The sequence below is a fragment of the Citromicrobium bathyomarinum genome, from assembly GCF_021021475.1.
Taxonomy (GTDB): Bacteria; Pseudomonadota; Alphaproteobacteria; order Sphingomonadales; family Sphingomonadaceae; genus Alteriqipengyuania; species Alteriqipengyuania bathyomarina.
This window is the reverse complement of sequence record NZ_JAINWL010000001.1, coordinates 845,497-860,214: the sequence shown is the minus strand read 5'-3', so window position 1 is coordinate 860,214 and position 14,718 is coordinate 845,497. Positions and strand designations below refer to the sequence as shown.

At 63.8% G+C, this 14,718-nt stretch carries 11 protein-coding genes; 7 read left to right on the top strand and 4 right to left on the bottom strand.

The window, feature by feature from the left end; translation table 11 throughout:
- The first annotated feature begins 13 nt into the window (after nucleotides 1-13).
- A complete protein-coding gene (budC, locus tag K7H93_RS04395) occupies nucleotides 14-799 on the top strand; it encodes a meso-2,3-butanediol dehydrogenase (protein WP_230782655.1) in 786 nt (261 codons plus the stop codon).
- Nucleotides 800-802: 3 nt separating this feature from the next.
- On the opposite strand, the gene K7H93_RS04390 is transcribed toward budC, so the two are convergent.
- Nucleotides 803-1,813 (bottom strand): DUF4424 family protein, encoded by a 1,011-nt coding sequence (locus tag K7H93_RS04390; protein ID WP_230782654.1) that lies wholly within the window; start codon nucleotides 1,811-1,813, stop codon nucleotides 803-805.
- A gap of 87 nt (nucleotides 1,814-1,900) precedes the next feature.
- Entirely contained in the window at nucleotides 1,901-2,071 is a 171-nt protein-coding gene (locus tag K7H93_RS04385; protein WP_230782653.1) for a VOC family protein, read from the bottom strand.
- Between the two features lie 310 nt (nucleotides 2,072-2,381).
- On the opposite strand from K7H93_RS04385, the gene K7H93_RS04380 reads away from it, so the two are divergent.
- Genes K7H93_RS04380 through K7H93_RS04370 form a run of 3 tightly spaced genes read left to right on the top strand, consistent with a single transcriptional unit; the run spans nucleotide 2,382 to nucleotide 4,337 of the window.
- Nucleotides 2,382-2,696, top strand: a complete 315-nt coding sequence (locus tag K7H93_RS04380) for a metalloregulator ArsR/SmtB family transcription factor (RefSeq protein WP_010234167.1) — start codon at nucleotides 2,382-2,384, stop codon at nucleotides 2,694-2,696.
- The gene (locus K7H93_RS04375; protein WP_230782652.1) at nucleotides 2,693-3,361 is read left to right on the top strand and encodes an SdpI family protein; all 669 of its coding nucleotides are present in this window, start codon (nucleotides 2,693-2,695) and stop codon (nucleotides 3,359-3,361) included. Before K7H93_RS04380 ends, K7H93_RS04375 begins: the two co-directional genes overlap by 4 nt.
- Before the next feature lies 1 nt (nucleotide 3,362).
- Nucleotides 3,363-4,337 (top strand): alpha/beta hydrolase, encoded by a 975-nt coding sequence (locus tag K7H93_RS04370; protein ID WP_230782651.1) that lies wholly within the window; start codon nucleotides 3,363-3,365, stop codon nucleotides 4,335-4,337.
- Here K7H93_RS04370 and putP read toward each other — a convergent pair.
- On the bottom strand, nucleotides 4,334-5,830 hold the full coding sequence (putP, locus tag K7H93_RS04365; RefSeq protein ID WP_230782650.1) for a sodium/proline symporter PutP: 1,497 nt from the start codon (nucleotides 5,828-5,830) through the stop codon (nucleotides 4,334-4,336). The genes K7H93_RS04370 and putP overlap by 4 nt on opposite strands.
- Before the next feature lie 323 nt (nucleotides 5,831-6,153).
- Between putP and K7H93_RS04360 the strand changes: the two genes are divergently transcribed.
- On the top strand, nucleotides 6,154-9,141 hold the full coding sequence (locus tag K7H93_RS04360; protein WP_230782649.1) for a class I SAM-dependent DNA methyltransferase: 2,988 nt from the start codon (nucleotides 6,154-6,156) through the stop codon (nucleotides 9,139-9,141).
- Nucleotides 9,142-9,147: 6 nt separating this feature from the next.
- Here the strand turns inward: K7H93_RS04360 and typA are convergent, their stop codons facing one another.
- Nucleotides 9,148-10,974, bottom strand: a complete 1,827-nt coding sequence (gene typA, locus K7H93_RS04355) for a translational GTPase TypA (RefSeq protein WP_010234183.1) — start codon at nucleotides 10,972-10,974, stop codon at nucleotides 9,148-9,150.
- Nucleotides 10,975-11,387: 413 nt separating this feature from the next.
- Here typA and K7H93_RS04350 point away from each other — a divergent pair, with 413 nt between their 5' ends.
- Both K7H93_RS04350 and K7H93_RS04345 read left to right on the top strand, forming a co-directional pair.
- Entirely contained in the window at nucleotides 11,388-14,069 is a 2,682-nt protein-coding gene (locus tag K7H93_RS04350; RefSeq protein WP_230782648.1) for a TonB-dependent receptor, read from the top strand.
- Between the two features lie 188 nt (nucleotides 14,070-14,257).
- Entirely contained in the window at nucleotides 14,258-14,707 is a 450-nt protein-coding gene (locus tag K7H93_RS04345; protein WP_338080278.1) for a DUF805 domain-containing protein, read from the top strand.
- The last annotated feature ends 11 nt before the right edge of the window (nucleotides 14,708-14,718 follow it).

The following is a 14,718-nucleotide window of genomic DNA, read 5'->3' as shown; positions in this document are numbered from 1 at the left end:
GAAAGAGGAATGCATGCAACGCTTTACCGACCGCACCGTGATCGTGACCGGATCTTCCAAGGGGATCGGCGCAGCCATCGCCCGCCGCTTTGCGCAGGAGGGTGCCAATGTGGTCCTCAACAGCCGCAGCCGCGATGATCTGGAGAGCGTGGCGAGCGATCTGGACGATGCCCGCACGCTGCTGGTGGAGGGGGACGTATCAGACGCCGCCTTCGCGAAGGAACTGGTCGCGCGCACTGTCGAGCGGTTCGGCGGGCTCGATTGCCTGGTCAATAATGCGGGCACCGCGACGGCAGGCCCACTTGCCGAGGCGAGCGACGACGATATCGACACAGTGATCGACATCAACGTGAAGGGCGTCCTGTACCTGTGCCGCGCCGCGATCCCGCACCTCGCCAAGAGTGACGCGCCCGGCGGCGGCTCGATCGTCAACACCTCCAGCGTGTCTGGCACCGGCGGCGACTGGACCATGCCGATCTACAACGCGAGCAAGGGCGCGGTGACGAACCTGACGCGCGGCCTTGCGCTGCAACTGGGCAATCAGGGCATCCGCGTGAACGCGGTGTGTCCCTCGATGACCAAGACCGAGATGAGCGAGGGCATTCGTGATAACGACGAGTTGTACAACGCCTTCCTGCGCCGCATCCCGCTGGGCCGCGCGGGCGAGCCGGAGGATGTCGCGGCGGTGGTCGCCTTCCTTGCCAGCGAGGATGCGCGCCACGTCACCGGTGTGAACCTGCCCGTGGATGGCGGAGTCAGCGCATCGAACGGCCAGCCCAATTTCCAGGCTTTCCAGTAGGCCTCAATCGGCTGGGCTGTAGAATTCCACGATAAGCACATTCAGGTCTCGCGTCGGTTCGAAGTCGGTCTTCACGACTTCGAACTGCGTGGGACCGATCTTCGTCACGTCAACCATGCAGAAGCTGACCAGATTGTCGGGTGATCCCTTGTCCACCACCAGCCGGAAGCGTTCGATCGGGCCGTTCCAGTTGGCCCCGGATGACAGGACGTAGCCGAGCCACGTCTCCTGCATATATGCTTGGTCCTGCGCGCCACGCGCCGCCTTGGCCAGACGACGGTCGACCCCGGCGAGGAAATGGTCGTCGACACAGTAGCGCCCGCGATATTCGGCCAGCGTGCCCCACTCGTCGTCCTCGCGATATTGCGGGTACAGCGCGCCGCCCACGCTGCCGCCGGTCATCGGCGCATATTCGTGGTTTACGCGGGTTTTCGAGTTGGGCGGGAAAGTCTGCTCTCGCACGAAATAGGTGATCCCCTCCCACGCGGGCACCACCCGATCCTCGAACAGCGGATCACGGATCGCCATGCCATCGGCCAGCGGTGTGGCGAGCCGCGCGCCCGGCACGTTGGCGAAGGGATTGCCGTCGATCGTATCGGTCCAGTAGACCGGCCAGCCGTTGCCGATGACCTGTTCGGTCACGTCGCGGTCGCCGATCCTCGCGCGGTCCATTTGCAGCAGGCGCACGGGCCGTCCGTCGATCCGGGTGGCGAAGCCGAAGCCCGACCAGTCCTCGCTCGTCTCGTAATAACCCCCGCGCGCCAGCATCCCGCGCGGTTGCGATGGCATCGGAAAAGCGATGGTGGTGGTGATCGCACGGCCGGTCGGGTTCTCGAACAGGTAGTCGACCGTCACCTTGTCGGCGGAGAGGTACAGGTCTTCGCTGACCAGCCTGAGGTCGCCCGAGGGGGTGAGGGTGATCCCGCCCACCGAAATCTCGGCCTCGGAATCGTTCGCGGCGATCGGGCTGGCGAGCAGGAAGCCAGCCGTTGCCAGAAGCACGGCGCGCGGCATCAGATGCGCAATCATACCCGGATTAACTCCCCCCAATCGCGCGACCCCGCGCCGGTCTAGCACGTGAGAACCCTGAGTGGCGAGTGGTCAGGAATCGCGCGTGTCGCCCTGTTCCCACAACTCGATCTTCACCCCGTCGGGGTCGAGCAGCCAGGCGAACTTGCCATAGCCTTCATCGACCTGACCGAAGATCTCGACCCCCTTGGCCTTCAACTGCTCGACCATCGCGTCGCAATCATCGACCCTGAGGTTGATCATGAAGCCGCCCTTGCCGGGTTCGATATACTTGTCGTCCGCGAAGTGGCTGATCAGCGAGTAGGGCGCTGCGTGCGGCTCGTTCGACCATGGGATCTGCGGGCCCTAATCGCCGGTCAGGCCGAGCATTTCTTCATACCACCGCTGTGTCGCAGCGGGATCTTTCACGACGTAGAATACGCCGCCCAGGCCCGTCACTCTCGCCATCTCGTCATCCTCTCCCTGCGCGACCTTTCGCTATTCTACCGCACCTGTGGCCGTGCGCCTAACGCGCATCTTGACGCGAATCATTTAGGCATTTAGCTAAATGCCTATGAACAAGGTTTTCGATGCCCTTTCGCACCCCATCCGGCGGGAAGTGCTCGAACTGCTCAAGTCGGGCGGGATGACCGCAGGCGATCTCGCCGATCGCTTCCCCGTGTCCAAGCCGACCATGTCCGGCCACTTCGCCAAGCTGAAGGAAGCCGGGCTGATCCAGGGCGAAAACCGCCGGGGATCGGTGGTCTACACGATCAACATGTCCACGCTCGAAGAGGCGCTGCACGGGTTCATGGGACGTGTCGGGATCGGCTCCGCACCGGACGCCGTGTCGCAGCGCGACGGTTTGAATGGAAAGGAAAGCACATGAAGGTACGATCGCTGTTGCTGGTCAATCTGCTGCTCGTCGCGCTGATGGCAGGGTTTGCCTTCTGGGTTGCGGGCATCGCGCCCGTGGGGATGGAATTGCCGACCCACTGGAACGCTGCCGGCGAAGTCGACCAGACGATGGCCCCGCTGCCCGCGTTGCTGATGCCCGCAGGTGTCTCCCTGTTCGTCGCGCTTGTCTTCGCGGTCACTCCGATGCTGGAGCCGCTGCAGGACAAGCTCGACAAATCCGCGCCGCTGCTGCGCGCGGTTTGGATCGGGATGATGGCGCTGTTCGTCGCCCTGCAGGGCATCATCGCGGCGCCGGTCTTCGGCTATTCGCCCGGTGCAGGGGCGATCATGCTGCTGGTCGGCCTGCTGTTCGTGGTGATCGGCAACACGTTGCCCAAGTCGCGCCCCGGGTTCTTCGTCGGTATCCGGACGCCGTGGACGATCACCGATGAAGACAACTGGGTCGCGACCCATCGGCTGGGCGGCAAGCTGTTCATGCTGGCGGGCGTCGCACTCGCGATCGCGGCGCTGCTGGATGTGTCTGCCGGACTGCGTCTGGCAGTGATGCTCGGCGGCACGCTGCTCGCCGCGCTGGTGCCGGTGGTCTACAGCTGGTGGTTCTGGCGCAGCCACCGCCACGCCGGGAAGGAGGCGTAAGATGCGCAGAGCTATCACGCTTGCGACCGCGCTGATGCTCTCGGCAGTGGCGAGTCCCTTGTTCGCCAAGGAGGCAATCACCACCACCAATGCCGGTTTGCAGGGCGACCTTGCTGGCACGCTGGAGGGCACGCTCGCGCAAGGGACTCCCGCAGTGCTGATCGTACCCGGCTCCGGCCCGACCGACCGCGACGGCAACAGCCCGCTGGGCATCGCGGCGCAGACCTACAAGCTGCTTGCCGAGGCGCTGGCGCAGCGGGGCATTGCCTCGGTCCGGATCGACAAGCGCGGGATGTTCGGCAGCGCGGCCGCGGTGCCCGATCCCAACGCAGTGACCGTGGACGACTATGTCGCCGACATAGAGAGCTGGGCGGACACGATCTCCCAAGCAAGCGGCGGGCAGTGCGTCTGGCTGCTCGGCCATAGCGAGGGCGGACTGATGGGTATGGCGGCAGCGGCGAAGGACCCGTCGCGCTATTGCGGGCTGTTGCTGGTGGCGAGCGTGGCGCGCAACCTTGGCGATGTCCTCAGGGCGCAGCTCGCCGCCAATCCCGCAAATGCTCCGATATTGCCCGAGATCGACGCGATCATCGCTAAGCTGAAGGCGGGCGAGAGCGTTCCGGCTGCCGGGATGCATCCCGCACTCGTGCCGCTGTTCGCCCCGCAGGTGCAGGGCTTCCTCGGCAGCGTGTTCCGGCAGGAGCCGGCCGAGCTGATCGCGGCGCATGATCTGCCGGTGCTGATCCTCAACGGCACCGCGGACCTGCAGACGCCCGCCGCCGACGCGCGGGCGCTGGCCTCCGTGCGGCCCGATGCAACGCTGGTGATCCTCGAGCGTGTGAACCACGTCCTCAAGCAGGTGCCGGACGACACCCGCGCGGCCAACCTTGCTACCTATGCCGCCCCCGACCTGCCGCTCGCGCCCGGGGTGGTGGACGCGATCGTCGAGGTCGTGACCGGGAGCGACGCCAGCTAAGCTGCCTCGGGCTCGCCCTCGACCGCGTAGTGGCCCAGATCCTCTTCCTTGGTGGCGAGGCTGACGAATACGACCGCGATGGTCGAGGCGATGAAGCCGGGGATGATTTCGTACACGCCCGGGCCGCCCAGGAACTCGCTGTTCCAGCCCTGCGCGATCCAGATACCGACCGTCAGCGCGCCGACCACCAGCCCGGCGAGCGCGCCGGACCCGGTCATCCGCGGCCAGACCAGGGCGAGCAGGATCAGCGGCCCGAATGCGGCACCGAACCCGGCCCAGGCATTGGCGACCAGGCCCAGCACTTCGCTTTCCGGATCGCTCGCGACCCAGATCGCGGCCAACGCCACGATCAGCACGCTGACGCGGCCCACGTTCACCGCCTCACGCTCGCTCGCATCGCGGCGCAGGAACAGGCGGTAGAAATCCTCGGTCAGCGAGCTGGACGAGACCAGCAGCTGCGAGGAGATCGTGCTCATGATCGCGGCCAGCAGCGCGGCGAGCAGGAAGCCGGTCACCAGCGGGTGGAACAGCAGGTCCGCCAGCACCACGAAGATCGTCTCCGGATCGTCGACCACGATCCCGTTGCGGTCCGCATAGGCGCGCCCCGCGAGCCCGATGCCCAGCGAGCCGAGCAGGCACACGAACATCCAGATCAGCCCGATATTGCGCGCCGTCGCGACCTCGGGGATCGAGCGGATCGCCATGAAGCGCACGATGATGTGCGGCTGCCCGAAATAGCCCAGGCCCCAGGTCACCGCGCTGAGCCAGCCGATCGCGGTCAGCCCCTGCGTCAGGCTGAGGAAGCCGGGCTGGATCTCGGTCAGGCTGTCGCCCGCGCTCCCGCCGGGGCCGAACATCACCACCAGCGGCATCACCACCAGCGCCAGCAGCATGATCACCCCCTGCACGAAGTCCGTCAGGCTCACCGCGAGGAACCCGCCCACCATCGTGTAGGCCAGCACCACGCCCGCGGTGATCCACACGCCCATCATGTAGTCGCTCAACCCCGTATCGGGCAGCAGCGCGGGGAAGGCGGTTTCGAACAGCTTGCCGCCGCCGACCAGGCCTGCGGCGGAGTACACCATGAAGAACACCACGATCACGATCGCGGAGACCACCCGCAGCGCCACCGCGCGGCTGGGGAAGCGGTTGGCCATGAACTCCGGAATGGTCAGCGCATTGCCCAGCCGTTCGGTCTGTTCGCGCAGTCTCGGCGCGACGATCGTCCAGTTGAGCACCGCGCCCAGGAACAGGCCGATGCCGATCCAAGCTTCGACCAGGCCGGCGGCGTAGAGCGCGCCGGGCAGGCCCAGCAACAGCCAGCCCGACATGTCCGACGCCCCGGCGGAGAGCGCCGCCACCCCCGGCGACAGCCCGCGTCCGGCGAGCAGATACCCTTCCGAGGTATCGGTCGATTTCTTCCAAGCAAATAGCCCGATCGCCAGCATGAGGACGAAATAGGCTGCGAGTGAGATGAGTACGCCTGTCTGCATGGCGGCGCTGGTTAACGGATGCTGAGCGCTTTGGCCACCGTGGGCTGGAAAGTGCCCCGCAAGCGGCCACCGGAGCGCGCGTCGATCCGAGGCCTGACACACCTGACACAGTGTCTAAAGGGAGAAATCAAACCGATCAGCGGTGCGCGACTGATCGAGCGGTTCGATCAACGCGCGGGAGGGGCGAGGAACGCCGGAGCGGGACGATGACAAAGAGCGGACAAAGAGCAATGCCAGCTATAGCGCCGCGCGGGGGAGTAGGAAAATCATCGGGTTGTCCGGCGACTCCGCTGCGCTAAGACTTCCAGATTAGGGAGACGCGAGTGACACCGACCGAGTTTATCAAGAAGTGGCACGCCGCAGAGCTGAAAGAGCGTAGCGCGGCGCAGGAACACTTCCTCGACCTATGCGAACTGCTGGACATCCCCAAGCCCGCCAGCGTCGACCCGAAGGGGGAGTGGTTCACCTTCGAGAAGGGCGCGTCGAAGACCGGCGGCGGCGAAGGTTGGGCCGATGTCTGGCGCAAGGGATGCTTTGCCTGGGAATACAAGGGCAAGAAGAAGGACCTCGACCGCGCCTTTGCGCAGCTTCAGCAATACGCCATCGCGCTGGAAAATCCGCCGCTGCTGATCGTGTGCGACATGGATCGCTTTCGCATTCACACGAACTGGACCAACACGGTTCAGGAGGTCCACGAAGTTCGGCTGGACGATCTGCGGGACGGCGCGACGCGCGACCTCCTGCGCAATTGCTTCCTCGACCCCGAGCAATTGAAGCCTGCCAAGACGCGGCAGATGCTAACCGAGGAAGCTGCCGAGGAATTTTCCGAACTGGCGCAGCGGCTGCGCAAGCGGGGGCACGAGGCCCATGCCGTCGCGCACTTCGTAAACCGGTTGGTCTTCTGCATGTTTGCCGAGGACGTCGGGTTACTGCCCGGCCACATGTTCACCGCCATGCTGAAGGCAAGCATCGGCGATGCGGATAGTTTCACGGAGAATGCCAGCCAGCTTTTCCGGGCCATGGCCAAGAAGAACGGGCGCGTCGGTTTTACTCCCATCGATTGGTTCAACGGTGGCCTCTTCGACGATGACAGCGCCTTGCCGCTGGAGCGCGCGGACATTGACAACCTGATTGCCGCTGCCGCGCTGGACTGGTCGGAAATCGACCCTTCAATCCTCGGCACCTTGTTCGAGCGTGGGCTGGACCCTGACAAGCGCAGCCAGTTGGGGGCGCACTACACCGACCGCGACAAGATTATGCAGATCGTAGAGCCGGTGATTGTTCGTCCACTCACGGCTGATTGGGAGGCTATTCGTAACGAAATCGAAGCGAATATCCGTAAAGCTGAAGAAGCCAGAAGCCGGACTCCGGCCAGACAGAGTGAAGCGAAAAAAGTCTACGCCGCTGCGCGACGGGCGGAGGCTAAGGCGTTAAAAGGCGCACAAGAGTTGCACGGAGCGTTCATCGACCGGCTTCGCAATTTTCGTGTGCTCGATCCAGCGTGTGGGTCGGGAAATTTTCTGTATCTGGCACTTTTGGCACTCAAGGATATTGAGCACCTCGTCAACTTGGAAGCCGAACAGTTTGGTTTAGGCCGGTTCTCACCTACGGTGGGTCCAGAATGTGTGCTGGGCATTGAGCTGAACACCTACGCGGCGGAGCTGGCGCGGGTTTCTGTCTGGATAGGCGAAATCCAGTGGATGCGGCGGAACGGCTTCGAAGCGGCGAAGAATCCCATTCTCAAACCGCTCGGCAATATCGAGAACCGCGATGCCGTGCTGGTGACGGACAAGCAGGGCGACCCCGTGCTGGATGAAGAGGGTAGGCCTTGCCGAGCGGAATGGCCAGAAGCGAACGTGGTGGTCGGGAATCCACCGTTTCTCGGGGATCGCAAGATCGTCCCTGAACTGGGCGCGAAGTATGCGGAAAGTTTGCGACACGCATACTCTGGCACTGTACCAGGCGGTGCCGATCTTGTTTGCTATTGGTTTGCTAAGGCATGGGAGAGGATAAGAGATAATCGACTCGAGCGGGCAGGTTTGGTTGCAACCAATTCAATCAGAGGCGGTGCTAACCGCGAAGTTCTGAAGCCGGTGGTCGCCGGAGGGCGGGTTTTCGAGGCCTTGAGTGATGAAAAATGGACAGTCGATGGAGCTGCCGTTCGAGTCTCGATTGTGTGCTTCGACAAGGTTCATGGCGAGCCCGGGCTGCTTAATGGCTGTCGAGTTCCTCAAATCTATTCGGACCTCACTGGCGGAATTGAGACCGTCGATTTGACCAAGGCAATAAAGTTGTCCTCAAATAGCGAGTGTGCGTTTCAGGGTGTCATAAGCTATGGCCCATTCCAAATATCAGGTGATGAAGCGCGGCAGTTGGTCCAGCAGCCGAGCAATCCGGACGGATCATTTAATCGTGATGTGGTTAGGCCGTGGACAAATGGGCAGGACATTACGCGCCGGTCGTCGGATCAATGGATCATTGCGTTTGCGGACGACGCGACCGAGACAACAGCATCTTTATACGAACGGCCTTGGACTATAGCTGCTGAACGGGTGAAGCCCTTCAGGGCAAAACGCGATAATGAGGCTCTCAACAAATATTGGTGGCGCCTGTGGCGCGCTCGCCCTGAACTCAGGGGCGCCCTTTGCGGTTTGCAAAGACAGATCGTGACTCCAAGGGTATCGAAGCACCGCCTATTTGTTTGGCGCGCATCTGCGGTCGTTGCTGACTCTGCCACGGTGGCAATAGCCCGCGATGACGACACGACCTTCGGTATTCTGCACAGTCGTTTCCACGAGCTATGGGCATTGCGCATGGGTACGGCGCTCGAGGATCGTCCTCGCTACACGCCCTCAACAACCTTCGAGACTTTCCCATTCCCCGAAGGCCTGACGCCCGACATTCCCGCTGCCGACTATGCCGCTGATCCGCGCGCGCACGCCATTGCGGCAGCGGCGGCACGGCTCAACGAACTGCGGGAAAACTGGCTTAACCCGCCGGAGTGGATCGAGCGTGTGCCCGAGGTGGTTGAAGGTTATCCCGACCGCATCCTGCCGAAGGATGAGGCTGCGGCGAAGGAGTTGAAGAAACGCACCCTCACCAACCTGTACAATGCTCGCCCGACATGGCTCGACAACGCGCATCGCGCGCTCGATGTAGCTGTCGCCGATGCCTATGGCTGGGGTAACCTGTTCAAGAACAAGGCGTCACCGGACGCGCTGCCGGAATGGATCGACGGGGCGGAGGACGAAATCCTCGCCCGCCTGTTCCGGCTCAATCAGGAAAGGGCGGAGGCCGAAGCCTCCGCCTGAAGCTGCTTACGAGTCCATCTTGCGCTTGTGGCGCTTGCGCTCGTGGGGGTCGAGGTGGCGTTTGCGCAGGCGGATGTTCTGCGGGGTGACTTCGACCATCTCGTCGTCGTCGATATAGGCGATCGCCTGTTCCAGCGTCATCACGCGCGGGGGGGTGAGGCGGATGGCGTCGTCCTTGCCGGTCGAGCGGAAGTTGGTCAGCTGCTTCGACTTCATCGGGTTGACTTCGAGATCGTCGGGCTTGGCGTTCTCGCCGATAATCATGCCCTCGTAGATCTTCGCGCCGCCGCCGATGAACAGCTCGCCGCGGTCTTCCAGCGCGTTGAGCGCGTAGGGCACGGCCTCGCCCGGCACCATCGAGATCAGCACGCCGTTCTGGCGGCCTTCGATCGGGCCCTTGTAGGCGTCGTACTTCTCGAACAGGCGGTTCATGATCCCCGTGCCGCGCGTGTCGGACAGGAATTCGCCGTGGTAGCCGATCAGGCCGCGGCTGGGGGCGGAGAAGGTGATGCGCGTCTTGCCCTGGCCCGACGGGCGCATCTCGGTCAGCTCGGCCTTGCGGCGCTGCATCTTCTCGACGACCGTGCCGGAGAATTCGTCATCCACATCGATCACGACGGTTTCGTAAGGCTCCTGCCGCTGGCCGTTCTCTTCCTTGAACAGCACGCGCGGGCGCGAGATGCCCAGTTCGAAGCCTTCGCGGCGCATCGTCTCGATCAGCACGCCCAGCTGCAGTTCGCCGCGACCCGCGACTTCGAAGCTATCCTTGTCGTCGGCTTCGGTCACGCGGATGGCGACGTTGGTTTCCGCTTCGCGGTTCAGGCGGTCGCGGATCATGCGGCTGGTCACCTTGTCGCCCTCACGGCCCGCGAGAGGCGAGTCATTGACGGCAAAGCGCATCGCGAGCGTGGGCGGGTCGATCGGCTGCGCGGCGATCGGTTCCTTCACCGCAGGGTCGGCGATGGTGTTGGCGACGGTCGCCTTTTCGAGGCCGGCCATCGCGATGATGTCGCCCGCCTGCGCGCTCTCCACGGGCACGCGGTCGAGCCCGTCGAAGCTCATCAGCTTGGTCGCGCGGCCGACTTCGATCACCTTGCCGTCGCGATCGAGCGCGTGGATCGGGTCGTTGACCTTGATCTTGCCCTGCTGGACGCGGCCGGTGAGCACACGGCCCATGAAGTTGTCACGGTCGAGCAGGGTGGCGAGGAAGGCAAAGGGGCCGTCGGTGTCGAGGCCGGGTGCGGGCACGTGGTCGACGATCAGTTTGAACAGCGGCTGGAGATCGCCTTCGCGTGCGTTCTCGTCCTCGCTCGCATAACCGTCGCGGCCCGAGGCCCACAGGCTGGGGAATTCGAGCTGCTCGTCCGTGGCGTCGAGATTGGCGAACAGGTCGAACACTTCGTCGAGCACTTCCTGCGGGCGGGCGTCGGCGCGGTCGATCTTGTTGACGACCACGATCGGGCGCAGGCCCAGCGCCAGCGCCTTGCCGGTGACAAACTTGGTCTGCGGCATCGGGCCTTCGGCGCTATCGACCAGCAGGATGACGCCGTCGACCATGCTCAGGATACGCTCCACCTCACCGCCGAAGTCGGCGTGGCCGGGGGTGTCGACGATGTTGATCCGGGTGGTCTCGTCGCCGTGCTGCCATTCGACGCTGGTGCACTTGGCGAGGATGGTGATCCCGCGTTCCTTTTCGAGGTCGCCGGAATCCATCGCCCGCTCTTCGACGCGCTGGTTTTCACGGAAGGTGCCGGACTGGCGGAACAGCTGGTCGACCAGCGTGGTCTTGCCGTGGTCGACGTGGGCGATGATTGCGATATTGCGCAGGGACATGGGAGAGGTTCGCTTTCGGGGAGGGAGACGCGCGCGGGGCGCTGTTGCGCCGCGCCCTTAGCCGCCTTGGTGCGATGCAGCAAGTGATGCGCGCGTTAAACCCGCGTGCAGGCGGGTTAGGCCACGCCTGTGTGAGGCTTTGTGTGAGGTCGGTCGTGCTCTCGTGCCTGCGAATCGGACGGAAATGGTGCTGCGACAAGGATTTCGGCTCATCGCAAAGCATTTGGCGACCTGCCCCATTCCGTTACGGCATGCACGAGCGTGCGCCATTTCCTGTGCCGTTTGAGCAACACTTGTGCGCGAGCCCGCCGGATTCTGCGCTTTTCGGAGTTGAGTGCGGGAAACTCGCGGTTTACTGGTGAAACCAAGCGCAAACCATGCGCACCGAAACCACATGAGAGAGGAAGCACTCGATGGCTCATTCGTCCTCCGGCATCGCCGGATTTTCCCGCCACGCCCTGTTTGCCGGTGTTGCCGCGCTCGCGCTGCCGGTCGCAGCCCACGCGCAGGACAACGCGCCTGCCGGCCAGTCCGACAACGGCGAGGATGTCGAGACCGCGGAAGAGCTGGAGCAGGCGCTGGGTGGCAACACCATCGTCGTCACCGCGACCAAGCGCGAACAGACCCTTCAGGAAGCGCCCGTTTCGGTCAGCGTGACCACTGGCGAAACGCTGGAGCGCGCCGAGATCCGCGACCTTATCGACGTGCAGACGGTCACCCCGTCGCTGCGCGTCAGCCAATTGCAGAACTCTTCCACCACCACCTTCATCATTCGTGGTTTCGGTAACGGCGACAACAACTTCGGTGTCGAGCCGTCGGTCGGTGTGTTCATCGACGGTGTGTTCCGGTCGCGCTCTGCCGGCGCCATCGGCGACCTTGCCAATGTGAACCGCATCGAAGTGCTGCGCGGTCCGCAGTCGACCCTGTTCGGCAAGAACGCGAGCGCCGGTGTCGTCTCGGTCATCACGCGCGAGCCGCAGTTCGACTTCGGCGGTTCGGTCAGCGCGACCTACGGCAACTTCAACCAGTTCGTGCTGAAGGGCGATCTTACCGGTCCGCTGACCGACGATCTGGCCTTCGCGATTTCCGGCGGGCTCAACAAGCGCGACGGCTACGCCGAAGTGATCGGCTTCGATGAGAAGCTGAACGATCGCAACCGCTGGAACGCGCGTGCGGACCTGCTGTTCGACAATGGCGGCCCGCTGCGCATGCGTGCGATCGGCGACTATTCCAAGATCGACGAGATCTGCTGCCAGGTGAACAACCTTGTCGCCGGGCCGACCACGCCGCTGGTGTTCGCCGCAGGCGGCAACATCATCACCAATGATTTCTTCGGCGATACCGCGGCGCTCAACCTCCTGCCGGTCAACGAAGTCGAAAGCTACGGTCTCTCGTGGCAGGCCGACCTCGATCTGGATACGATCGGGGTCACCGCGATCACCGCGTATCGTGTGCTCGACAACTTCTTCAACCAGGACGTCGATTTCACCGGGCTCGACTTCATCCGCGAGTTCCGTGACCAGAAGGCCAAGACCTTCACGCAGGAAGTGCGGGTCGCCTCGGACTTCGACGGCCCGTTCAACTTCCTGCTCGGCGGCTTCTACTACAACGACGACGTCACCCAGCAGAGCGGCATCACCAACGGCGCGGATGGTCGCCTGTTCTTCGATCTGCTGGCGGGTGGCGGCACCCCGGGCACGCTCGCGGCGGTCGAGACCCAGCTTGGTCTGCCGGTGGGTTCGAGCTTCGCTGCGGGCCCGAGCACGCGGGAAAGCTTCGCGATGCAGAACGAGAGCTGGTCGGTCTTCGGCACGCTCGACTTCACCATGCTCGACGATCGTCTGACCCTGAGTGCGGGCTTCAACTACACCGACGACCGCAAGGACTTCCAGCTTTCGCAGCGCTCGCTCGATCCGCTGGCGAACGTCAACCTGGCGGATGCCTATATCGTCGGCGCCCTGGCCAATGCGGCCGGGATCGACGCGACCGACCCGGCCCAGTTCAATGCCTTCGTCGGCACCCCTCTGGGGCAGGCCGTGTTCGGCCAGGTGTCGCAGCTGGCGGTGACGCCGTGCCCCACCGGCGTGTCCAACCCGGCGGTGTGTAACCCGCTGCTCGGCCTCGCCGCGCTGCAGTTCCTGCCGCCGTTCCTTGGCGTCCCCAACGCGGTGGAACCGGGCAAGACCCACGACGACAAGTTCACCTACACCCTGCGTGCCTCGTTCGAGATCACGCCGGAGCTGAACACCTATGTGACCTACGCGACCGGCTTCAAGGCAAGTTCGATCAACCTGTCGCGTGACAGCCGGCCGGTGTTCGGTGACTACATTCCCGCCACGCTCCCTGCGGGTGTGCCGGGCGTGGTCGGCGGCAGCCGCTTCCTCTCGCCGTCCTCGCCGATCCGCGATGCGGGCCTGCCGATCACCAACCTGACGGTCGGCACCCGCTTCGCCGGGCCGGAAAATGCCGAAGTGTATGAAATCGGTCTGAAGGGTAACTACCCGGGCATCTCGTTCAACCTCGCGCTGTTCGACCAGACGCTCAAGGGCTTCCAGTCGAACCTGTTCACCGGCACCGGCTTCGCGCTGTCCAACGCCGAACAGCAGTCGACCCGCGGGTTCGAGTTCGACACGGTCATCACCCCGGCGGACCCGCTGGCGATCACCTTCGCGATGACCTATCTCGACGCGACGTACGACAGCTTCGCCAACTCCCCGGTTGGCGACCTGACCGGCATGCGGCCGGGTGGCATCCCCGAGTTCGCGATCTCGACCTCGGCGACGTACACCCACGATTTCGGCTACAGCGGCAACCAGCTGATCGCCCGTGTGGACTACAACCACGAGAGCAACGTGTTCGTGAACAACGGGCTTTCGTCGGTGCGTGACAACAACTTCCGCCGCGAAGTGAACCTGGTCAACGCCTCGCTCACGCTGGCGCTCGCCAACGGGATCGAGATTGCCGGCTATGTCCGCAACCTGACCAACGACCGTTACATCCTGACGGTCTTCCCCAGCGTTGCGCAGTCTGGCTCGGTTTCCGGCTATCCCAGCGCGCCGCGCACCTATGGCGGCACCGTGCGCTTCAAGTTCTAAGCCTCTCGCAAGAGAATTGGACACCAGGAGAAGAGGCCCCCGTTGCGGGGCCTCTTTTTTGCGTCGAGATGCATGGAAGCGGCGGTGTTCGGCCTTGCGGCAGCGTTGCGGCCATGCACAATATCGCCGGGTAACGTCCGGGCGGGCAGGTGCACGCCCAATGCCTTGGGGGAAGAATGATGCAGTGGATGATCCTGCCGTTTAAGCGGTACTTCGATTTTCAAGGCCGTTCGAGGCGGCTCGAATTCTGGATGTTCGCGCTGCTCAACGTGATCGTCTACGCGGTCATCGGCATTCTGATCGTGACCACCGGCTCGACTGCGGACCGTCTGGGGGCGGCAGACCCGAACGATCCTGCATCGGTCTATTCGATCCTCTTCGGCGGCTTCGGGATGCTGTTTATCGTGTGGGGTCTGGTCGTGCTGATCCCCAGCATTGCGGTGTCGGTGCGCCGCCTGCACGATCGCGAGATGACCGGCTGGTGGTATCTGGGTTTCATTATCCTGAGCGCTATTCCGCTGCTCGGCCTGATAGCGTCCATAGCCTTCATCGTGGTGATGGCGCTGCCGGGCACGCCGGGGCCGAACAAGTACGGACCCAGCCCCAAGGAACATGTCACTGCAGAAACCTTCGAGTAAGCGACCGGCGG